Here is a 21539-nt window from a genome sequence, read left to right as displayed (position 1 = left end):
TTGATTAAGGTTGAAGGATTAATTATGGTTCTTAGGTGGCGTTTTATCTGAAAATACCAAACACCTTTTCAATCTGAAAACTGAAAACTGCGACTGCAGACTATTTCTTCCCTTGTTTAAAAAGCAATTCCTTTTCTTTTTTGGTTAAACTCTCGTAACCCGATTTTGCAATTTTATCCAGAATACGATTGATCTCGTCTTGCTGATGATGTTTCTGACGGTTGTATTCGTGATCGTCGCGCGGAGGTTTTCGGTAAGTAACTTTCATTTTACTTTTATGCTTAAAAAGCCCCTCGAAAAACTTACCGATTTTATTTACAAGGTTTACCAATCCGGCTCCCATATCTTTTCCTTTTCGCAATTGATAAATATAAAACCATCCCCAAAAGGCACCGCCCAAATGCGCAATATTACCACCGGCATTTGTTGAAGAAATACCGATCACCGATAATAAAACGTAAAAAGCAGCTACATATTTCAGCGGGAAACGACCGATAAAAAACAGGTGTATCTCGCGGTTGGGATCGTAAAATGCTACGGCTACCAAAATAGCAAAAATTGATGCGGAAGCCCCCAGCAATATTGCGTTAGCAGAATCGAATACGGGAATAAAATTATAGGCAATGATGTATAAAAATGCTCCCCAAAGGCCTCCCATCAGGTAAACACCCAACATTTTGTCCCCTTCAAAATGATAAAGAAACAGCTGCCCAAACCAATACAGGCCAAGCATATTAAACAAGAGATGCAAAAATCGCTCGTGTAAAAACATGTAGGTTATTGGTGTCCACGGGCGTTGTACCAAAACATCGACAACCGAAGGAACCGACAACCACTCATACACAGGTAAACTTTGTCCGCTGAGGTAAAAGAATACACCAATGATTTTCAGCAAAAGAAAAACACCAATGTTTATGTAGATCAACCGGGTTAAAACCGATCCCTCTTTAAATGTTCGTTTTATGTCGCCAGCAATATCCACTTCCCAGGTTTTTTAAAATCTGTATGAACTTTAATAAAAACGGTTGGAATGTTTATTCCAGTATTTGATCATAAAATACCCAAACAACATTCCGCCCAGGTGCGCAAAGTGTGCTACACTTCCCTGAATTCCGGATACACCAAAGAACAACTCCAAAGCACCGTAACCAATCACAAAATACTTGGCTTTAATTGGTATTGGCGGAAAAAGCAGCATCAACTCCGTATTCGGGAACAGCATTCCGAAACCTAATAAAATGCCGAAAACCGCACCCGAAGCACCAACTGTTGGCGTATTCATAAATAGTGTAATCTTTTCCGAAACAGTTCCCGGAATATATTTTCCCTGCGCTGCAATCTCTCTGAAATATGCAAGCTGATCGGGCGCAACATTTGCAACTGCAACTTTATACTCAATGAAGGTAACCAGCAACTGTATAAGCGCTGCTCCTACTCCTGTAACCAAATAAAAAGTAAGAAAACGCTTCGGTCCCCAAACGCCTTCCAGCACGCGCCCAAACATGTACAAGGCAAACATATTAAAGAAAATATGCCCAAATCCCGGTGTGCTGTGCATAAACATGTAGGTAAAAATCTGGTATAACCTGAATTTTTCAGAAAGCGGGAAATACAAACCCAGAATGGAATATAAATCAGTTCCGGTTTGTTTTAACACAATGGTGGCAATAAAAAACAACACGTTGGCAAGAATCAGATTCTTTACCACAGGAGGCATGTTTAATGTGGGACGATAATTCATATTTATAAAGTTGTAAGACCTAAAGAATCTTTCTTTCCAGAATCAACGATCTTCAGTTGCTTATTGTTTTAACGATCAGGCAAGATACAATGACCACGCCAAAATTTTAAGTGTTCAAATTAACGACAATCTGTCATTTTGAAAAACTTTTTTCGATATCATCTGTCGAAATGATGGTCAACACCTTTTTTCCGTCGGGCGAAAAGTTGGGTGTTGCACAGGCAAACAAATTATCGATCAGGTGATCCACTTCTTCCTGTTTCAGGTCGGTGCCATAATCCATTGCTGATGCTTTTGCCAGCGACGCCGCAATTTGTTCCTTTGCTTTCGATCGTGCATCAACCGGCGATGTTTTGTACTCTTCCAGCAATTTTTCCAGAATCAACTCGGGCGACGAAATATCTAAAACTCCCGGTGTTCCGTTTATAATAAAAGTGTCTTTTCCAAATTCGCGAATATCAAATCCCAGCGACAACAGGTCTTCCAAAATCGATTTTAGCAGAGCCGAATCAGCAGGATTGAGTTCAACGGTTTGCGGAAATAATTGTTGCTGGCTGGCCACCGAATCCGTTTTCAGCACCTCCATAAATTTCTCGTACAAAATTCGTTCGTGTGCCCGCTTCTGGTCGATTACCATTAATCCCGACTTTACCGGCGTTAACACATAACGTTGTTTCAGCTGCAAAACCTTTTTACCGCTGAACTGACCCGGTGCGTTAGCATACAAATCATCAGCCTGAATGGCACTTTCGCGGTATTCCGGCTCGGGTTTTAATTTCAATTGTGCTCCCTGGTACAGGTCTTCCCAGTTTTCGAGGTTTTTCTTTTCTCTTCCTGAATCGGGAGAACTGCTTCGTCCCTGGCCTGCCGAATCATTCTCAAACGGCGAGTAACCACGTTCGGCAAACTGCTTTTCGTTGTTAAACGGATTGTAGTCCGGGTTGATCTGAATCTCCGGGAAACGAACTCCCTCTCCATCTTTTCTCGGAACGGGAATATCAATACTTCCACTTTGGTCGAAATCGATCGACGGCACCACATTGTGTTTGCCTAACGATTCGCGTATCGACGCATGAATTATCGGCCAGATATCGCGCTCGTTCTCAAATTTTATCTCAGTTTTTGTTGGATGCACATTAATGTCGATCGCTTCCGGATCGAGCTCCAAAAACAGGAAATATGACGGATACGTATCGGGTGGCAACAACTGTTCGTAAGCCTGTGTAATCGCCTTATGAAAATACGGGTGGCGCATAAATCGTCCGTTCACAAAAAAGAACTGTTCGCCCAGCGTTTTGCGGGCATATTTTGGCTGCCCGATGTATCCGAAAACCTTTACAATGCTGGTATCCTCATCTACATTTATCAGACTATGGTTCAGCGACTTGCCAAACACATCAACCAAACGTTTGCGGTAGTTGGCAGGTGGCAGATCATAAACAGGTGATCCGTTGTGAATCAAGGATAATTTGATGTCGGGATTGGGTAATGCTACCCGCTGAATTTCCCAGATAATATGTTTTAATTCGGTAGAATTTGCTTTCAGAAATTTGCGACGTGCCGGCACATTAAAAAACAGGTTTTTAATCATAAAATTGGTGCCGTTATTGCACCCGGCGGGCTCCTGTGTTTTTACCTCGGAACCGATTATATGAATAAAAGTACCCACCTCATCGTCGGCTTTTTTGGTGCGCAGCTCAACATCGGCAATGGCGGCTATCGATGCCAGTGCCTCACCACGAAAACCCATGGTACGAATGGCAAACAAATCGTTGGCCGAGCGTATTTTTGATGTGGCATGACGCTCAAAAGCCATCCTCGCGTCGGTTGGCGACATTCCGCTCCCGTTGTCCGAAATCTGAATAAGGGTCTTTCCTGCGTCTTTTATATTGATGGTAATTTCAGTTGCGCCCGCATCAAGAGCATTCTCCACAAGCTCTTTCACAACCGATGCCGGTCGCTGAATAACTTCTCCGGCAGCAATCTGATTGGCTACTGCATCGGGTAATAACTGAATAATATCGCTCAAGATTAAATCTTTAGAAATTTGTACTATGAGGTTCGCTTTCTAGGCAAAAAAGTCGGAAAAGAAGAAAAGATAAAGCACCAAAGCAAGGACTATAACAATCCAAACAAGCCTGCGATTTTGTGCTCTCCGGGCCGATTCGGATGACCGGGCCCAGTTATCTCCCGAACGAAACTGACCTTTAATGTTCGGACGATACGGACGATTGCTGTCTTTTTTCTCATCTACAATCCCCAACTCCTCCTTAATTCGGCGTTCCCGCTCGTCTCTCTCGTCCTTGTCAGGATCCCAAAAACGTGGCGTTATTCTAAACTTTTTTGTTCCCGGTGTATGAAAAAAATTGCCAATCATCGCGTTCTGTTTATTGTACAAAGATAGTTTTATTCTACAAAAATTGTTCCGATACCGGATTGTCATTTACAACGACCGCTCCAAAATGCGAAACAACTGCTCATCTGTCAGTTCTACCGGATTCCCTTTCATGCTGCTCGATACTTTTGCTTTTTCAACCAGTACACGAAAATCGTCTTTTGTCAATCCAAATTCAGACAGTGGCGGTATTTGTAAATCAGCCACCAACTCGGCTGCCCAAATAGCTGCATCGTTCGACATGGCTTTTTCGTTCCCGGTAAGGATTTTTGCCAGCTCATCAAATTTCGAGCTATCGAGTTTACTTTCCCGCACAGCCTCAATATTTTCTTCAATCACTGCCGACATCAGACAAGCACAAACGGCACCGTGCGGAATAGGGAACATCCCTCCCATCGGTCCGGCAAAACCATGCACCGCTCCCAGCTTTACGTTGGCCAATGCCATTCCGCCCAAAAGGCTGGCCATGGCCATATCTTCGCGCGCCTGTTTATCGCTGGCGTCTTTGTATGCTTTTCGTAAGGACCTTGAGATTCGTGTCAGACCTTCGCGGCAAACCATATCGATAAAGGGGTTGGCCTGGTTCGACACAAATGTCTCGAGCAAATGGGTTAATGCATCAACGCCGGTGCTGGCGGTTAATGCCGGTGGCATCGACCAGGTAAGTACCGGATCAACCACCGCAACATCGGGGTACATCTGGTTACTTCGCAAACTTACTTTCACGTTATTTTCAGGCGATTTAATTACCGAGTTTTTGGTTACCTCGGCACCGGTCCCGGCCGTTGTCGGGATGGCAATACACGGCAACGGTTTTTCAGTCAGCGGTTTTCCGCGCCCAATCACTTCCAGGTAATCGAGCAACTCGCCCTTATTGGTTACCATGGCAGCAATTGCTTTTGCACTGTCTACAACACTTCCTCCGCCAAAGCCAACAACCACATCACTTGCATGCTCGCGTGCCAGTCGTACTCCGGCCTCAATTAAATCGGTGGTCGGTTCGCCGGGCACATTAAAAATTACGGTGTCGGTTCCCGGGCTGAATTTCGCCATCAACTCTTCAGCCCGCGACGAACTTTTCCCCGTTACTAAAACTACTTTCTTCCCAAAACCGGCAACAAGATCGGGGACTTTCTCCAACGAATGATTTCCAAAAATTATTTGCCCCGCGGTTGCAAATGAAAAATTAACTGTCATATATTCTTTCTTAATCCCAACCTTCTTCGTCGGGATGTACATTATAAAATTTTAGTGCCGATCGAGGTTCAGCCATCATATCGGCAACGGTGTCGCGCCACTTTTGGTAGTGCGCTGTTTCCTTGTGTTTTGCCGGATCGTCGGCCGTGCGATACACCTCCACTAATACAAAACGTGTAGGATCGTCTTGTTGTTCTACAAAATCAAAACGGGCAATTCCCGGTTCGTTAATACTGTTTTTTGCATTCTCGATGGTGGCCGCTTTAAACGCATCGATACAATCTTCCTTTACGTGAACAAAAACGTGAACGATAAACATAGTTTTTTATTTAGCCGGGAACAAAAACTCAGCAGTTTCCTCTCCCAATTTTTATGTCATAATGAGTTCTAAATCTTCTTTTTCAGCTGGAATAAATCCTGACGACGGTCTTTCAGGTTTCTTACGCTACCAAACTGATTCAGTTCGCGCAACAAACCGATATCCACATCGGCAATCAAAATCATTTCGGTATTCGGCGTGGCTTCGGCCTTTACCCCATTTACCGGGAAGGCAAAATCACAAGGCGTAAACACCATCGACTGCGCATACTGAATATCCATATTATGCACTTTCGGCAAGTTGCCCACACTACCGGCAATGGCCACATAACACTCGTTTTCGATGGCGCGTGCCTGTGAGCAATTTCGTACCCGCGAAAAACCGTTTTGCGTGTCGGTTAAAAAAGGTACGAACAAAATATCCACGCCTTCGTCGGCCAGCAAACGGCTTAGTTCCGGAAACTCCGAGTCGTAACAAATCAACACACCAATTTTACCACAATCGGTGTCCAGCGCTTTTAAGGCATGACCTCCCTGCATCCCCCAAACTTTCACTTCGTCGGGTGTAACGTGCAGTTTTTCGTAGCGCTCGGTGCTTCCGTCGCGTCGGCACAAGTAGCCCACGTTATACAAGGTGTCGTCCACCAACTCGGGCATACTACCGGTAATTATATTAATGTTGTAGCTAATTGCCAGCTCCGAAAACTTTGAAGTAATCGCTTCGGTGTGTTTTGCTAGGTCGCGAATGGCTTCGGGCTCGGTTAAGTGGTTATTTTCGGCCATAAGCGGCGCATTAAAAAACTCGGGAAACAGGGCAAAATCGCAGCGGTAACCAGAAACGGCATCAACGAAAAACTCGGCTTGCAACATCAGGTCTTCGAGCGTTTTATAAGGTCGCATTTGCCACTGCACCAATCCCAAACGAACCACCGTTTTTGTGATCTCCGGTTTTTTTCGCGGCTTTTCATAATAGATATTGTCCCACTCCAGCAGCACCGCATATTCATTCGAGTCGGTGTCGCCTTCCAAATAACCTTTTATAATTTTTGCCGGGTGAAAATCGTTCGATATCTGGAAATTCAGCACCGGATCGTGAATCTCTTTTGTACGTACTTTCTGAATGTACTCTTTTGGCGACAGTTCATTCTGGTAAAGGTGGTAATTGGGAATCCGTCCGCCAAAGGCAATTCCTTTTAAATTGAGTCGCTCGCACAACTCTTTGCGGTAATCGTACAAGCGGCGCCCCAGTCGCAATCCACGAAATTCGGGTTTAATAAATACATCAATTCCGTACAACATGTCGCCATCAGGCGAGTGCGTGTCAAACTTATAATTCCCGGTAATTTCTTTGTAGGTATGGTTGTCTTCAAACTTATCGTAATCAACCACAATGGCAAGCGCACAACCGGCAATCTGCCCGTTTACTTTCAGCACCACCTGCCCTTCAGGGAAACGTTTAATCAGCGATTTTATATGATGTTCTTTCCAGTACGCATCGGGCATGCTCGAGTACACCTCAATCATGGCCTGTTTCAGTTCCTGGTAATCGTCGAATTTTAAATACTCCAGTTCTATATTGTCAATGTCTTGCATATTTGTTTTGGTTAAATTTTACAACCACTTTTTTCGTTTAAAATAAATCAGCAATCCGCCTCCCAGAATTAAAATAAAAATCCAGAATACCAAATAACCATATTTGAATTTGAGCTCGGGAATATATTCAAAGTTCATTCCGTAAATGCCGGCAACAAAAGTTAGGGGAATAAATATTGATGCGAAAATGGTAAGCGTTTTCATCACCTCGTTCATCCGGTTACTCATGTTCGAATTGTAAATATTCAGCTGATCCGATGTCATACTATTGTACATTTCAACCGCTTCGGCACACTGAACGGCCAGGTCGCTTAAGTCTTTCAGAAAGGCGAAATTCTTTTTCTGAAAAAACGAATCTTCCGTACGAAGCAGGGCTGCAATAAATTCCCGCATTGGGCGCACTGCCTTGCGGATGTAGTTCAGCTCTGTTTTAAAACGATAGATCTCTTCCACAATTTTCGAGTCCATGGTTTTAAAAAGCCGGTCTTCAATATCTTCCACCTGCCGGCCAATATTCTCAATCAGAATCGAATAATTATCAACCAGCGCATCCATTAAAGCATAGGCCAGGTAATCGTTTCCACTGATGCGAATCCGGCCTTTACTTTTGCGAATCCGCTCGCGAACCACTTCAAAAATATGGGCTCTTTGCTCTTGCAAGGTCAACACATAATTTTCACCCAATATCAACGTAACCTGTTCGGCATGAATCCGGTAAGCTTCCTTGTCCTGATACAGGATTTTCATAATAAAAGCATCGTAATCCTCGCCATTCTCGTATTTAGGCGACTGGTCGGTATTCAGGATATCCTCGAGCAAAAGTGTCGGCAATTTAAACTCTTCGCCAAGCTTTTTAATCATCTCTAAATCGTGCAGTCCGTAAATATTTATCCAGTTTACTTTCCCCTCTCGAAATTTCTGCTGTGCCATCTCAATCGAATCCACCGTTTCCTCCGTCAATTCATCTTTATCGAAAGTAATAAACTGAATCTCCGACTGTTCCATTTTTTGCCGGCCGATTAAAACCAGCGAACCCGGAACAGCTCCAGTTGCTTTTGAACGATCTTTTAAAAAACGTGCCATACTTTTTAGTTTATGCTTCGGGATTCAAATATTTACAGCTAACAAATCCCAAAGAATTTTAGCCAATTTAATAAATTAAATTCGCTTACACACATAACTTCCTGAGGACATATTATGTTTTTTATATGGAACAATTTTTGCTCATATTTGTAAAAACAAAAGCTATGATACCTGCCAGATTTTCTCTTTCGCTGCTGTTCTTTTGCATCCTCTCGATAAGTGTTTTTGCGCAACAGACGATTAACGGACAAATAACGGATGCAGAAACCGACCTTCCGATTCGGCACGCCGAGGTTTTTGTTTCGGGAACTACAGTAGGATGTATCACTGACAGCCAGGGAAAATTTAGTTTGCAGCCTCCGATGCGGCCTTTTGTGCTAATTGCCGACCATGTAGCGTACGAATCAGCCGTCGTACCAATTACTGGTGAAGAAAACGTGAATCTTAAATTGAATCCTGCAACTATTACTATCGGAGAGATAAATGTTTCGGCCCGGAATAAACGCAAAAAGAACCTTCGTTTTTTCTATTCGCATTTTATCGAGGAGGATCGCAACAAAATAGAGATACTGAACGACAGCGTGCTTATTTTCAATCGCGATGAAATGAAATTTGTGGCAAAAACAAACGAACCACTGATTGTCCTAAACCATATTCTGGGTTATAAAATCAAAATTATCCTTGAAGAGTTTAGTGTGATTGCGTTTGATGGTCCAAATGGAAAGCAACTGCCATTAAATTCGATGAATGGCCGGGAAGTTACTGAATTTACCGGCTACTATTATTTCGAGCCGCTTGAAAATTATTCCAGCGAAAAAGCTGAGAATTACCGCGTTAACCGGCACGACGCCTATTATGGCTCGTGCCGCCACTTTTTAAAATCGATTTACGATAACGACCTTGAAATGCAAGGTTTTAAAATTGAAACTCTAAGCCCCGAATCCGAAACTGCATTTTACGAAATTGGAGAGTACGACGACCACACAAAAGAATATGTTATTTCTGCCGATTCATTAAAAGTGTGCTATCGCTTTGATAAAAAAGGATTCCCGGTTCCGGAGGAAGAGCTTTCGTCAGGGAAGGTGTATTCGCAAAAAATATCGGTGATTCACTCAACAAATGAATCGTTTTTGATCCGGGAAAACGGGACAAGTCCAAGACTTCCTTTTATTATCGAAGGATTAATGACCATTAAAAGTATTGTAAATTCGTTACCTGAAGATTATACGCCGCCCGAACGATAAAAGCTTTTGGGTGTACATATTATGTTTTTAAGTGGTACAAATTTTGTTTTAATTTGAAAAAACAAAACCTATGATACCTGCCAAGTTTTCTCTTTCGCTGCTGTTCTTTTGCATCCTCACGACCAGCGTTTTTTCGCAACAGACGATTAGCGGACGTATTACGGATGCAGAAACCAACCTTCCGATTCGGCATGCCGAGGTTTTTGTTTCGGGAACAACAGTGGGTGTAATTACCGACACGCTGGGGAATTTCTCGATAAAAGTTCCGTTTATGCCTTGCACCTTGGTAGCGGATCATGTTTCTTACGAATCGTATATTCAAGCCATCGAAAACCAGCAACAACTGGATATTGAGCTTGTTCCATCGAATTTTTCGCTTGATGAGGTCAGCATTTCAGCAAAAGACAAACGCCGGAGAAACCTGCGGTATTTTTACGACCATTTTTTAGGTGAGTCGCCGGAAAAAACCAAAGTACTCAACGACAGTGTGCTTGTTTTTCAGCGCGACAAAATGCAGTTTTCAGCCACTTCAAACGAACCACTGCTGGTAGAAAATAACTACCTCGGCTATCGCATAAAAGTTATTCTCGATGAATTTAAGGTAATTGTGCGCGATGGTCCAAACGGGAAACAACTGGCGTTAAATTCGCCAAACGGAGGCGATGTAATCCAGCTTAAAGGTTATTACTATTACGAACCTTTAGAAGTGGAACAACCATCGAAAACTGACTATTTTGCAAAAAATCGCCGACTTAGTTATCATGGCTCGTACCGCCATTTTCTGAAATCGATTTTCGACAATAATCCCGGAGAACAAGGATATGAAATCAAGATTTTTCCGGAAGAACAGAAAGCCGCCTTTTACCTCATTGAAAATGAAGAATTAAGCAGTCAGGCGAAAGAATACATAATTCTAGCCGATAAGCTTGAAATTCACTACCGGTTTGATGAAGATGACTATCCTATTCCGGAAGAATTTTTACATGACCGCTTTACATATTCTCAACGAAACTCAGTCTTTTATCCTGTAAAAGCTCCGTTTCTTATTCGGTCGAATGGCACCAGTCCGAACCTTAATTTTGTTATCGACGGAGCTATGAAAGTGTCAAATTTTTCCAACTCGCTACCCGAAGATTATACGCCACCGAAACGATAAAAAAAATTCCACCTGAAATAAATTCAAATGGAATTTCCTGACTTCGGTCTCCCGACTTCTGACTCCCTTTATTTCTGTCTGAAATAAATTTGAATCGGTACACCGGTAAGATTAAAGTTATCGCGCAACTGGTTTTCGATATACCTTTTATACGGCTCTTTAATGTATTGCGGCAAGTTGGCAAATAATGCAAACGCCGGTGTTGGCGATGGCAACTGCGTACAATACTTAATTTTTATGTATTTACCTTTTACTGATGGAGGCCCGTATTCTTCAATTGCTTCGAGTAATACCTGGTTCAATTCCGAAGTTTTAATACGCTGCTTGCGGTTTTCGTGAACCTCCATGGCAACCTCCAACGCTTTGTGCACACGTTGTTTTGTTAGTGCCGAAATAAAGATGATCGGCACATCGGTAAACGGTGCCAAACGGTCGTGAATTTCTTCCGTCATTTTTTTGGTGGTCATGGTATCTTTGTCAACCAAATCCCACTTATTCACCAAAATAACTACACCCTTTTTGTTTTTTATGATCAAGTTCAGGATGTTCATATCCTGTGCTTCAACGCCGCGTGTGGCATCGATCAGCAACAAACAAACATCCGAATTTTCGATGGTACGTACCGAACGCAAAACCGAGTAAAACTCAAGGTCTTCGCTTACTTTACCTTTTTTGCGGAGTCCGGCAGTGTCAACGATCATAAAATCGTGGCCAAACTTATTGTATCGGGTATGAATGGAATCGCGTGTTGTTCCGGCAACATCGGTAACAATGTTGCGGTCTTCGCCAATTAAAGCATTAATAAACGACGATTTACCCACATTTGGGCGTCCCACAACCGATAGGTGAGGCAATTCGTGCTCTTCTTCCAACGAATCACGATTCGGGAATTTGGCAACCAGGGCGTCCAGCATATCGCCGGTTCCACTTCCGGTCATCGACGAAACACAATAAATTTCGCCCAATCCCAATCCGTAAAATTCCTGTGCGTCCAGAATTCTATTGTGGTTATCAACTTTGTTTACAACCAGAACGATCTCCTTTTTGCTGCGACGTAAAATATTCGCAATGGCATCATCCAGATCGGTAATTCCGGCTTCCACGTCAACCACGAACATAATTACATCAGCCTCATCAATGGCCAAATGCACTTGTTTGTTGATCTCGGCTTCAAAAACATCCTCCGAGTTAACCACATAACCTCCGGTGTCAATCACCGAATATTCAACGCCAATCCACTCACCTTTTCCGTAATTACGGTCGCGGGTAACCCCTGCCGTTTCGTCAACAATGGCTTTTCGCTGTTCTATCAAACGGTTAAACAGTGTTGATTTCCCAACATTCGGGCGTCCTACTATAGCTACTATTCTGCTGCTCATTTTTTCTAATCTTTTTAAGGGCTAAAGCCCATTTTAACCGGAGGCTTCAATTTCTCCCCGACTTGAAAGTCGGGGCTAAGGATAGCTTTTTAAAATACATCCTACTCCGGTCTTCCGTCTTCTGACTTTTTAAAATTTATCGTATCCAAATTGTTTCAACTGACCGTCTTTTTCGCGCCAGTCTTTGGCTACCTTCACATACAATTCGAGGAAAATTTTCTTGTCGAAAAATTCTTCTGCATCAGCACGTGCTTCTGTTCCCACACGTTTTATACTTTTTCCCTGATGACCGATGATAATTCCCTTCTGGCTATCGCGCGAAACATAAATTACCGTACGGATATTGATAATTTTCTCCTCTTCTTTAAACTCTTCAACTTCCACTTCAACCGAGTATGGAATTTCTTTTTGATAATGCAAAAGAATTTTCTCGCGAATAATTTCCTGCATAAAAAAGCGCTCGTTACGGTCGGTTAATTGGTCTTTCGAGAAAAAGGCCGGACCTTCGGGCAAGTGATCCAAAATACGATCGAAAATAGGTTCGATATTGAATTTTTCCAGCGCCGAAATCGGGAAAACATCCGCTCCCGGAAAAGTGTTCGACCAGTGATCGTAAAGTTTTAATACTTCTTCCTGGTTCGACAGATCGATCTTATTCAGCAACACGATAACCGGCATGTTCGACTTACGTACTTTCTCGATGTACACCGGATTTTTGTCCACCTTTTCTTTAACATCGGTAACAAAAAGAATCACGTCGGCATCGATCAAAGCTGTATCAACAAACTTCATCATCGATTCCTGAAGTTTATAACTGGGCTTCAGAATACCGGGAGTATCGGAATAAACAATCTGGAAATCTTCGCCACTTACTATGCCTTTAATGCGGTGGCGCGTGGTTTGCATCTTTTGGGTGATGATAGACAGTTTTTCGCCTACCAGTGCATTCATAATTGTTGATTTACCCACATTCGGGTTGCCAACAATGTTCACAAATCCTGCTTTATGTGCCATTATTTCAAACTATTAGGTGTTCCTTCCCTTGCGGGAATTCTCTGTTATTTTCTAAAAAATCGGCACAAAGATAATCGAATTCAACAAATTGCGCTCACAACGGCATAATATTTTGATTTTCAAGGCAAAAGTTTCACACAGGCATTCGTATTCATAATCGCCTTTCCTTTGATTTCAGGCCGATTTTTCGTAACTTAAATGATCCGACAACTTTACTAAAAAAACTTACGCCATGGATTCAATTGCTTTTTGGGACAAGGTTGGAATCTCCGTACGCGCACGAAAAATTCTTCAAAAATTATTGGCCGAAAATCCGGTGCTCGAAAAAATTGTCCGAAATGCAAACAACGTAGTTGAAATTCACGAAGCTTTGCGCAACTGGGTTTTGCCCATTTTAAAACGCAATCCGGCTGCCGAAAGTTATTACCGGGGTACATCGGCTGATGAAGAACTGGCGGAAAAACTCTCCTGGCAAGATCTGGCGGCTATTCGTATTCTGGATTATATCGACAATGCCGGCAAAGAATTTCCCGACCAGAATATTGGCGGGCAATTGGCACAAACAAATCCGTTTAAAGTGCTTTGGCTGGCAACGCATAAAGGAATCAGCGGAGCAGAACCGGCTTTTTTCGAAGACATGCTGCAACTGTTTCGGCAGTTAAATGATACACAAATTCGAACACACCCAACTAAAAACCATGTAGAAAATTGGATGCAAAAATATCCTTCGGGACTTAATCCGGTGGTGGAAGATTTGCGGCAAGAAAACAAAAAGCGGATCATCCGGATTTTGATCGAAAAAATCGACAATGGCGACATTTCAAGCAAAAGATATTCGTTCGAATCGGGTTTAAGTTTTGCCGAAAAAGAAAAGCTGATGAATGAATGGTGGCTGGATAGTAATTTTCATCTGCGTTTTGCCATTCGTTCTCCGGAATTGCTAAACGAAATGCTCGACTACACGCTTACCGAAGAAACGATGAAAGTGCTGAAAAAAGCCCGGAGAAAAGGCATTCCGTTTTTTGTAAATCCGTATTATTTGTCGCTGTTAAATTCATACATACCAGATTATGTTGTTGGTGCCGACATGGCCATGCGCTGTTATGTGATTTACAGTAAACAACTGGTTGAGGAGTTTGGAAAAATTGTTGCTTGGGAGAAGGAAGACAAAGTAAAACCCGGCGAGCCAAATGCTGCGGGCTGGCTTCTGCCGTCGCACAATATTCACCGGCGCTACCCAAAAGTTGCCATTTTTATTCCCGATACGGTTGGCCGTGCCTGTGGTGGTTTATGTGCCAGCTGCCAACGGATGTATGATTTTCAGAGCGGGCGTTACAATTTTAATCTCGACAAGTTGAAACCTGAAAAATCGTGGAAAGAGCGCCTGCCCGAATTACTCGATTATTTTAGAAACGACGCCCAACTTCGCGACATTCTGATAACCGGAGGCGACGCTTTAATGAGCAGCGATAAAAACCTGAAACAAATTCTCGACGCCGTTTACAACATGGCTTTGGCAAAAATCGAGGACAATAAATCGCGTGCAGAAGGAAAAAAATATGCAGAAATTGTACGAATCAGAATAGGAACGCGGTTGCCGGCTTATTTGCCACAACGTATAACTCCCGATCTTTGCAAAGTTCTTTCTACATTTAAAAAGAAAGCAAAAACGGCAGGCATAAAACAGTTTGTTATTCAGGCGCACTTCCAGTCGCCAATGGAAATAACCTCAGAATCAAAACAGGCCGTTCAGATACTACTTGAATCGGGATGGGCAGTTACCAACCAGGAAGTTTTTACCACCGCAGCTTCACGACGCGGACACAGCGTAAAACTCCGCCAGGTTCTGAATGAAATCGGAGTGCTTTCGTATTACACGTTTACCGTAAAAGGGTTTAAAGAAAACAAAAGCAACTTTACTCCGAATTCGCGCCTGATGCAGGAACGAATGGAAGAAAAGATCTTTGGGACGATACCTGAGAAAGACATGGATTTTGCGCAACATCTTTTGGTTCATCCTTCAAAAATTGTAGAGAATATCAAATTCCTGCACAGAGAAACGCAACTGCCTTTTTTATCTACCGACCGAAGCATCCTGAATTTGCCGGGAGTGGGAAAAAGTATGACTTTCAGGACCATAGGAATTACACGCTATGGCCGACGAATTTTGGAATTCGACCACGACCCTACGCGCGTCCACAGTCCGATTATTCATAAAATGGGAAAAGTAATTGTCATCGAATCAAAATCGCTCGACGAATACCTGGAACAGCTGGAAGAAATGGGTGAAAACCGCGAAGATTACGACGGCGTTTACGGCTACACCATTGGGCACACCGAACCACGGATGGCCATGTACGAATACCCGGAATACGACTACCAGGTAACCGAAGAAATTTCGAATCTGGAAATTTAATCACTGATTTTCTTTCACGTACTTCATTACGTTTATAAAAGAGTCGCTGTAAAGATCATCGCTGTTTTCGCTTACATACTGCAGCAGTTGTTTGTGTACATCTGCTGCGGTATTTAAATAACCACCGCCCACACTGTGAAACATAAATACCACAATTGTTCCATTCGCTTTGGCTTCCTCAATTTTTGCAATCAGGTCGTCAACCTGCGGATCAACTGACATAAAACTTGGTGTTTTCCAAGTTTTATATCCATCCATCGTCTCCGGGATTGAGCCATCGCAACGCGCAGCTACAAATATATTTTTTACTGAATCGGTAAAATCCACTCCGTTGGCCACAAAATGACTACAGGTGTAGCCGTATGATCGATCAGTATTTCCATCGATTGCTTTTAATAAAGTGTTGGCAGTTTTTAACTCGGCAACAATTTGGTCGGGCGTGTATGTTCTCAGATCGTACTCGGGTTTTACCCAATCCTGCCCGGTTCCGTCGCAGGGGTGAAACAAGGTGTGGTTTCCCAACTCGTGGCCTCGTTTTGTAATGGCACGCCACTCTTCGGTTCGGTTATATAAACTTGGAGAATTGCCGGTGCAGAAAAACGTTCCTTTTAAACCGAACTCGTCCAATTGCGGCACGGCAACATCCAAATGGCAATCCAATCCATCGTCGTAGGTAAAAACGACAGCCGCTTTAGCACCGTTTGGCCATTTAAACTGTGCGCTTGAGCTGAGTGCAAAAACAGTCAGCAATACTATCAAAAGTGTTCTCATAGTTCCAAATCTTCTATTAATTCAGCACCCAATGTTCCTGATCCAATTTCGCGAACTTCGCCGGTCATTCGGATTTCCCAGTCTTCATCAATTTCAATGGCCAGATTTCCACCCGGCATTTTTATGGTGAGGTTTCGTTCTGTCAATCCTCGTTTTACTACCGTGCAAGCCACTGCACACGACGAACTTCCTGATGCCAGTGTCCAACCGGCGCCGCGCTCCCAAATCATCACTTCCACTTCGTTTGGCGAAACCACTTTTGCAAACTGTACATTTATGCGGTTCGGAAACATCGGATTTGTCTCAATCTGCGGTCCGAAAGTTTTTATTTCCTTTTCATCCAGTTCATCTTTTAAAACCACACAATGCGGATTGCCAACCGACACACAATTTATTTCGTATCCGCGGTATTCCAGTTCCAGCGTCTCACCAATGCATTCCTCTTTTTCGCAAATAACAGGTATTTTTTTCGATTCGAAAATCGCTTTTCCCATGTCCACTTTTATGGTAAAAGCTTTGTTGTTTTTCTCCTCAATTACCTCAGCTCGCACCAGTCCGCCGGGTGTTTCTATGCTGAATGATTTTGATTGGGCAAAACCATAATCGTACAAATACTTGGCAAAAATCCGCAGGCCATTTCCGCTTTTTTCGGCTTCCGAACCATCGGGATTCAGAATACGCAAACCAAAATCTGCTTTCTCGCTCGGCACCTTTAAAAGAATACCGTCGGAGCCAATTCCAAAGTGAACATCGCAAATACGAATTATAGCTTTTTCTGTTAATTCAAAAGTTATCTCATCCTGGTTTAAAACGATATAATCGTTCCCCAGGCCGTGTGACTTTACAAAGAAGTTTTGCATAATTGAGTTATTGTTTGGGCAAATGTATCAAACCCGAGGCAATTCTGGAATTATCCGAAACTTTTTTCATCGATACAAAACAATTGAGCTCTCTGTTTAGAAACGAAACTCGTATTTCAATTTACCCCTGAATCCCCTAAAGGGGACTTGCCCTGCTCCCCTTTAGTGGCCGGGAGTAAAAACAAAAGGCAAGATTCAGCCCAACGGTATGGAGTCATATTTCGTAATTTTACGCCACGTAATTTTACGAAGTCACCTTAAAACAACCATGCATTAAATTAATCTAAATAACCACAAACGAATTCGCCGTAAAAATACTTGCCGATAGTTTTTTTTATCTTTACGCTCCAATTTGGAAAACATTATAAAATAGACAGATATGGCAAAAATTAACGAGAATTACCTGAAACTTCAGGCGGGGTATCTTTTCCCGGAAATTGGACGTAGAGTGAGCGAATTTATCGATGCCAATCCCGATAAAAAAGTAATTAAAATGGGTATCGGCGATGTTACCCAACCATTGGTTCCCAGTGTTGTAAAAGCTTTTCACGAAGGCGTTGACGAAATGGCCAAAGGCGAAACTTTTAAAGGTTACGGACCGGAACAAGGATACGCTTTCCTGCGCGAAGCCATTGCAAAACACTCGTACCAGGAAAAAGGTATCGATATTTCTGCTGATGAGATTTTTGTTTCTGACGGCTCGAAATGCGACACCGGAAATATTCAGGAAATTTTTGGCAACGACAATAAAATTGCAATTTGCGACCCGGTTTACCCGGTTTATGCCGACACAACGGTAATGAGCGGAAAAACAGGCACATGCCAGGCAAACGGTCATTACGAAGGAATAATTTACATGCCTTGTACAAAAGAGAATGGCTTTATTCCTGAGCTTCCAACGGAAACTCCTGATCTGATTTTCCTTTGCTACCCAAACAATCCAACAGGAACAGTAGCTTCAAAAGAAGAATTGAAAAAGTGGGTTGATTATGCTATCGAAAAAAATGCGATCATCCTTTACGATGCGGCCTATGAAGCTTTTATCACCGAAGATGGAATTCCACGTTCGATTTACGAAATTGAAGGTGCCAAAAAAGTTGCCATCGAATTCCGCAGTTTCTCAAAAACAGCAGGTTTTACCGGAACACGTTGCGCCATTACCGTTATTCCAAACGAGTTGGTAGCTTACGATTCAGAAGGAAAAGCGCACCAGGTAAAAACATTATGGAACCGTCGTCAATCGACCAAATTCAACGGCGTTTCTTACCCTGTTCAGAAAGCAGCAGCTGCCATCTATACCGAAGAAGGTAAAAAAGAGGTGGAAGAAGTAATTGCTTACTACCTGGAGAATGCCAAAATTATGCGTGAAAGTCTGGCAGAAATTGGCTACGAAGTTTACGGTGGTGTAAATGCGCCTTACGTTTGGGTGAAAACCAAAAACGACATGACATCGTGGGACTTTTTCGATAAAGTACTAAACGAAGCAAATTTGGTTGGAACTCCGGGATCCGGTTTTGGTCCTGCAGGTGAAGGTTATTTCCGTTTTTCAGCTTTTGCCGACAGGGAAAATGTGCTGGAAGCGATGGAACGTGTTAAGAACTTAGCGTAACAATAGATCATATAAAGAAAAAACCGGACTGTTCCCAGTCCGGTTTTTTTATGCTTTAATCGTTCTTCTATTCTTAATCTTAACGCGATTTTCTTCCCGGATAAACTTTTAGCGCCTCAGTTAAAATCTTCAAACAAACGGCCAAATCTTTTTTGTTCAGCACATAAGCAATTCGTACTTCATCCTGCCCTTTATCGGAGCCGGTATAAAAGCCCGAAGCGGGTGCCAGAAACACAGTCTGTCCTTCGTACTGAAAATCGGATAATAACCACGCACAAAATTTATCAGCATTGTCAACCGGTAAACGTGCCACAGTATAAAATGCTCCCATCGGAATTGGCGAATACACACCATCAATTCGGTTCAGCCCGTCGATCAAAAACTTTCGTCGCTGAACATACTCGTTGTAATTATTCAGCATGTATTCCGGATCGGCATCCAACGAAGCTTCGGCAGCAATTTGCCCGATAAGTGGCGGACTCAAACGTGCCTGGCAAAACTTCATCACATTTTTCTTCACGGCTGCATTTTTGGTGATCAGTGCACCAATCCGCAAACCACATTCGCTGTAACGCTTCGATACAGAGTCGACCAATACAACATTCTGCTCAATTCCTTCCAGGTGAAACGCAGAAATATAAGGAGCGCCAGTGTAACAAAACTCGCGGTAAACCTCATCGGAAAACAAATACAGGTCGTATTTTTTCACCAGGTCGCGAATGGCATTCATTTCCTGCTGCGTATATAAATATCCGGTTGGGTTATTCGGGTTGCAGATCATTATCCCCTTGGTTTTTGGGGTGATCAGCTTCTCGAATTCTTCGATATCAGGTAATACAAATCCTTCCTCAATGTCGCCCGGAATCGATTTAATCTTAGCTCCGGCCACAATTGCGAAAGCTTCGTAGTTGGCATACGCCGGTTCAGGTACAATAATTTCGTCGCCCGGGTCGAGACAGCTCATAAAAGCAAAGGTTACCGCCTCGCTACCTCCCGATGTAACAATGATATCATCGGCAGTTACATCAATATCAAATTTGTGATAATATTTCGCCAGTTTCTGACGGAACGATAAAATTCCTTCACTCGGAGTATATTCTAAAATTTCCCGGTCGATCGACCGGATGGCCGCCAGTGCTTCAGGAGGTGTAGGCAAATCGGGCTGTCCGATGTTTAAATGGAACACTTTAACCCCTTTCTCTTTAGCTTCATGAGCTAACGGAGCTAATTTCCTGATTGGGGAATCAGGCATTATCCTTCCTCGGTCTGATACTGTCGGCATGTTATATAATATATTTTACAGGCAGGCAAAGATAAGATTATCAATCTGAAAACAATAATCTAAAAATTCAGACAAATTAATATCTTATTGCAAAATTAACTTGCAAATCATAATTATATGATGTCATACATGTTACTTTTACAATAAATTGTTGCAAATCCTGAGAATATATCATGTTTTAGTCACAAATAGTGGTCTATTTTTGAACTCAGAAAAAACTCAAATATTTACTAAAATGATAATTGGAGTACCAAAGGAAATTAAAAATAACGAAAACCGTATTGCACTAACACCTGCCGGTGCTGCGGAGTTGGTTAAACACGGCCATGACGTTTACGTTCAGGCCGGCGGTGGTATGGGCAGCGGTTTCCAGGATGAGGATTATATTGGAGCCGGAGCCAAAATGCTTCCAACTATTGAAGATGTTTACGGCATTGCCGAAATGATCATCAAAGTAAAAGAACCGATCGAAGAGGAATACAAGCTGATTAAAGAAGGACAAATCCTTTACACTTACTTCCACTTTGCATCGTGCGAGCCGTTAACTCACGCCATGATTGCAAACAAATCGATTTGTTTGGCTTACGAAACTGTTGAGTTGCCCGATCGTTCGCTTCCATTGCTTGTTCCTATGAGCGAGGTTGCCGGTCGTATGTCAATTCAGGAAGGTGCAAAATACCTGGAAAAAACTTACGGTGGTTACGGTGTACTTCTTGGTGGAGTTGCCGGAGTTCTTCCTGCCAAAGTTTTGGTAATTGGTGGTGGTATTGTTGGTACCGAATCAGCAAAAATGGCTGCAGGACTGGGTGCCGATGTTACGATTATGGATGTATCGTTGAAACGCCTGCGTTACCTCGACGATATTATGCCGGCCAACGTAAAAACCATGATGAGCAACGAATACAACATTCGCGAAATGGTTAAATCGCACGACGTTATTATCGGTGCTGTTCTTATTCCTGGTGCAAAAGCGCCACATTTGGTTACCCGCGATATGCTGAGCACAATGAAACCGGGTACTGTTTTGGTTGACGTTGCTGTTGACCAGGGCGGTTGTTTCGAGACAACTAAAGCAACAACACACGCCGATCCTACTTTCGTTATCGACGATGTATTGCATTACTGTGTTGCCAACATGCCGGGTGCTGTTCCACGTACTTCAACAATTGCGTTAACTAACGCTACTCTTCCTTATGCTATCGAGATTGCAGGCAAAGGATGGAAGCAAGCATGTATCGACAACGAGCCATTACGCAAAGGGCTTAATGTTGTTGACGGAAAAGTGGTTTACAAAGGTGTTGCTGAAGCTTTCGATCTGCCGTTCGAAAGTGTTGAAACTGTTCTCTAAAAACCAATACAGAATAATTTCAAAAAGCCTTTCCCTTTTATTTGGGAAGGGCTTTTTTATTTTACACTCGATACAAATCAAGGGTTGAAAATTTCTCGGAGACAATATGATTTTCTCCCTTTTTAACCTCTAT

18 protein-coding genes are annotated in these 21539 nt (G+C 42.8%); 5 read left to right on the top strand and 13 right to left on the bottom strand.

Annotated elements, in window-relative coordinates; all coding sequences use genetic code 11:
- Nucleotides 1–100: 100 nt before the first annotated feature.
- The 8 genes from QZ576_RS13755 to corA form a co-directional block, all read right to left on the bottom strand.
- A complete protein-coding gene (locus QZ576_RS13755) occupies nt 101–982 on the bottom strand; it encodes a rhomboid family intramembrane serine protease (RefSeq protein ID WP_297098128.1) in 882 nt (293 codons plus the stop codon).
- A gap of 30 nt (nt 983–1012) precedes the next feature.
- The gene (locus QZ576_RS13750; RefSeq protein WP_297098126.1) at nt 1013–1741 is read right to left on the bottom strand and encodes a rhomboid family intramembrane serine protease; all 729 of its coding nucleotides are present in this window, start codon (nt 1739–1741) and stop codon (nt 1013–1015) included.
- 133 nt (nt 1742–1874) lie between these two features.
- Nucleotides 1875–3770, bottom strand: coding sequence for a DNA mismatch repair endonuclease MutL (mutL, locus tag QZ576_RS13745; protein WP_297098124.1), 1896 nt, complete (start codon nt 3768–3770; stop codon nt 1875–1877).
- Nucleotides 3771–3809: 39 nt separating this feature from the next.
- Nucleotides 3810–4118, bottom strand: a complete 309-nt coding sequence (locus QZ576_RS13740) for a hypothetical protein (RefSeq protein WP_297098122.1) — start codon at nt 4116–4118, stop codon at nt 3810–3812.
- A 66-nt stretch (nt 4119–4184) separates the two neighbouring features.
- Complete coding sequence (locus QZ576_RS13735; protein WP_297098120.1) at nt 4185–5333, bottom strand: iron-containing alcohol dehydrogenase; 1149 nt, start codon at nt 5331–5333, stop codon at nt 4185–4187.
- Between the two features lie 10 nt (nt 5334–5343).
- On the bottom strand, nt 5344–5652 hold the full coding sequence (locus tag QZ576_RS13730) for a putative quinol monooxygenase (protein WP_297098119.1): 309 nt from the start codon (nt 5650–5652) through the stop codon (nt 5344–5346).
- Nucleotides 5653–5720: 68 nt separating this feature from the next.
- Nucleotides 5721–7244, bottom strand: a complete 1524-nt coding sequence (locus QZ576_RS13725; RefSeq protein ID WP_297098117.1) for a bifunctional GNAT family N-acetyltransferase/carbon-nitrogen hydrolase family protein — start codon at nt 7242–7244, stop codon at nt 5721–5723.
- Nucleotides 7245–7262: 18 nt separating this feature from the next.
- The gene (gene corA, locus QZ576_RS13720) at nt 7263–8327 is read right to left on the bottom strand and encodes a magnesium/cobalt transporter CorA (protein ID WP_297098116.1); all 1065 of its coding nucleotides are present in this window, start codon (nt 8325–8327) and stop codon (nt 7263–7265) included.
- Between the two features lie 164 nt (nt 8328–8491).
- On the opposite strand from corA, the gene QZ576_RS13715 reads away from it, so the two are divergent.
- Nucleotides 8492–9571, top strand: coding sequence for a carboxypeptidase-like regulatory domain-containing protein (locus QZ576_RS13715; protein ID WP_297098114.1), 1080 nt, complete (start codon nt 8492–8494; stop codon nt 9569–9571).
- Between the two features lie 70 nt (nt 9572–9641).
- Nucleotides 9642–10727: a carboxypeptidase-like regulatory domain-containing protein gene (locus QZ576_RS13710; protein ID WP_297098113.1), complete on the top strand. Its 1086-nt coding sequence runs from the start codon at nt 9642–9644 to the stop codon at nt 10725–10727.
- A 68-nt stretch (nt 10728–10795) separates the two neighbouring features.
- On the opposite strand, the gene der is transcribed toward QZ576_RS13710, so the two are convergent.
- Together der and era are read right to left on the bottom strand one after the other, a co-directional pair.
- Nucleotides 10796–12106: a ribosome biogenesis GTPase Der gene (gene der / locus QZ576_RS13705; RefSeq protein ID WP_297098111.1), complete on the bottom strand. Its 1311-nt coding sequence runs from the start codon at nt 12104–12106 to the stop codon at nt 10796–10798.
- Nucleotides 12107–12235: 129 nt separating this feature from the next.
- Entirely contained in the window at nt 12236–13120 is an 885-nt protein-coding gene (era, locus tag QZ576_RS13700; RefSeq protein ID WP_297098109.1) for a GTPase Era, read from the bottom strand.
- A gap of 232 nt (nt 13121–13352) precedes the next feature.
- Here era and QZ576_RS13695 point away from each other — a divergent pair, with 232 nt between their 5' ends.
- A complete protein-coding gene (locus tag QZ576_RS13695; RefSeq protein ID WP_297098107.1) occupies nt 13353–15536 on the top strand; it encodes a hypothetical protein in 2184 nt (727 codons plus the stop codon).
- On the opposite strand, the gene QZ576_RS13690 is transcribed toward QZ576_RS13695, so the two are convergent.
- Both QZ576_RS13690 and dapF read right to left on the bottom strand, forming a co-directional pair.
- On the bottom strand, nt 15537–16307 hold the full coding sequence (locus QZ576_RS13690) for a polysaccharide deacetylase family protein (RefSeq protein WP_297098105.1): 771 nt from the start codon (nt 16305–16307) through the stop codon (nt 15537–15539).
- Nucleotides 16304–17167: a diaminopimelate epimerase gene (dapF, locus tag QZ576_RS13685; RefSeq protein WP_297098103.1), complete on the bottom strand. Its 864-nt coding sequence runs from the start codon at nt 17165–17167 to the stop codon at nt 16304–16306. The genes QZ576_RS13690 and dapF overlap by 4 nt, the downstream gene beginning before the upstream one ends.
- Nucleotides 17168–17546: 379 nt before the next feature.
- Here dapF and QZ576_RS13680 point away from each other — a divergent pair, with 379 nt between their 5' ends.
- A complete protein-coding gene (locus QZ576_RS13680) occupies nt 17547–18776 on the top strand; it encodes an LL-diaminopimelate aminotransferase (RefSeq protein ID WP_297098101.1) in 1230 nt (409 codons plus the stop codon).
- Nucleotides 18777–18855: 79 nt separating this feature from the next.
- Here QZ576_RS13680 and QZ576_RS13675 read toward each other — a convergent pair whose 3' ends face one another.
- Complete coding sequence (locus tag QZ576_RS13675; RefSeq protein WP_297098099.1) at nt 18856–20058, bottom strand: pyridoxal phosphate-dependent aminotransferase; 1203 nt, start codon at nt 20056–20058, stop codon at nt 18856–18858.
- A 235-nt stretch (nt 20059–20293) separates the two neighbouring features.
- Here QZ576_RS13675 and ald point away from each other — a divergent pair, with 235 nt between their 5' ends.
- On the top strand, nt 20294–21406 hold the full coding sequence (gene ald / locus QZ576_RS13670; protein ID WP_297098098.1) for an alanine dehydrogenase: 1113 nt from the start codon (nt 20294–20296) through the stop codon (nt 21404–21406).
- Nucleotides 21407–21539: the final 133 nt, after the last annotated feature.

Origin of the sequence: uncultured Draconibacterium sp. (assembly GCF_913060805.1) — a bacterium.
Classification (GTDB): Bacteria; Bacteroidota; Bacteroidia; order Bacteroidales; family Prolixibacteraceae; genus Draconibacterium.
The sequence above is the reverse complement of the archived record's forward strand: the minus strand, read 5'-3'. Positions and strand labels throughout refer to the sequence as shown.

Excerpts from the sequence above, each read along its gene's own strand:
- corA (WP_297098116.1), bottom strand. The coding sequence starts at position 8,327 with ATGGCACGTTTTTTAAAAGATCGTTCAAAAGCAACTGGAGCTGTTCCG.
- QZ576_RS13675 (WP_297098099.1), bottom strand. The coding sequence starts at position 20,058 with ATGCCGACAGTATCAGACCGAGGAAGGATAATGCCTGATTCCCCAATC.
- QZ576_RS13680 (WP_297098101.1), top strand. The coding sequence starts at position 17,547 with ATGGCAAAAATTAACGAGAATTACCTGAAACTTCAGGCGGGGTATCTT.
- QZ576_RS13735 (WP_297098120.1), bottom strand. The coding sequence starts at position 5,333 with ATGACAGTTAATTTTTCATTTGCAACCGCGGGGCAAATAATTTTTGGA.
- QZ576_RS13730 (WP_297098119.1), bottom strand. The coding sequence starts at position 5,652 with ATGTTTATCGTTCACGTTTTTGTTCACGTAAAGGAAGATTGTATCGAT.
- QZ576_RS13725 (WP_297098117.1), bottom strand. The coding sequence starts at position 7,244 with ATGCAAGACATTGACAATATAGAACTGGAGTATTTAAAATTCGACGAT.
- QZ576_RS13715 (WP_297098114.1), top strand. The coding sequence starts at position 8,492 with ATGATACCTGCCAGATTTTCTCTTTCGCTGCTGTTCTTTTGCATCCTC.
- QZ576_RS13710 (WP_297098113.1), top strand. The coding sequence starts at position 9,642 with ATGATACCTGCCAAGTTTTCTCTTTCGCTGCTGTTCTTTTGCATCCTC.
- QZ576_RS13750 (WP_297098126.1), bottom strand. The coding sequence starts at position 1,741 with ATGAATTATCGTCCCACATTAAACATGCCTCCTGTGGTAAAGAATCTG.
- QZ576_RS13695 (WP_297098107.1), top strand. The coding sequence starts at position 13,353 with ATGGATTCAATTGCTTTTTGGGACAAGGTTGGAATCTCCGTACGCGCA.
- QZ576_RS13740 (WP_297098122.1), bottom strand. The coding sequence starts at position 4,118 with ATGATTGGCAATTTTTTTCATACACCGGGAACAAAAAAGTTTAGAATA.
- der (WP_297098111.1), bottom strand. The coding sequence starts at position 12,106 with ATGAGCAGCAGAATAGTAGCTATAGTAGGACGCCCGAATGTTGGGAAA.
- ald (WP_297098098.1), top strand. The coding sequence starts at position 20,294 with ATGATAATTGGAGTACCAAAGGAAATTAAAAATAACGAAAACCGTATT.
- dapF (WP_297098103.1), bottom strand. The coding sequence starts at position 17,167 with ATGCAAAACTTCTTTGTAAAGTCACACGGCCTGGGGAACGATTATATC.
- era (WP_297098109.1), bottom strand. The coding sequence starts at position 13,120 with ATGGCACATAAAGCAGGATTTGTGAACATTGTTGGCAACCCGAATGTG.
- QZ576_RS13690 (WP_297098105.1), bottom strand. The coding sequence starts at position 16,307 with ATGAGAACACTTTTGATAGTATTGCTGACTGTTTTTGCACTCAGCTCA.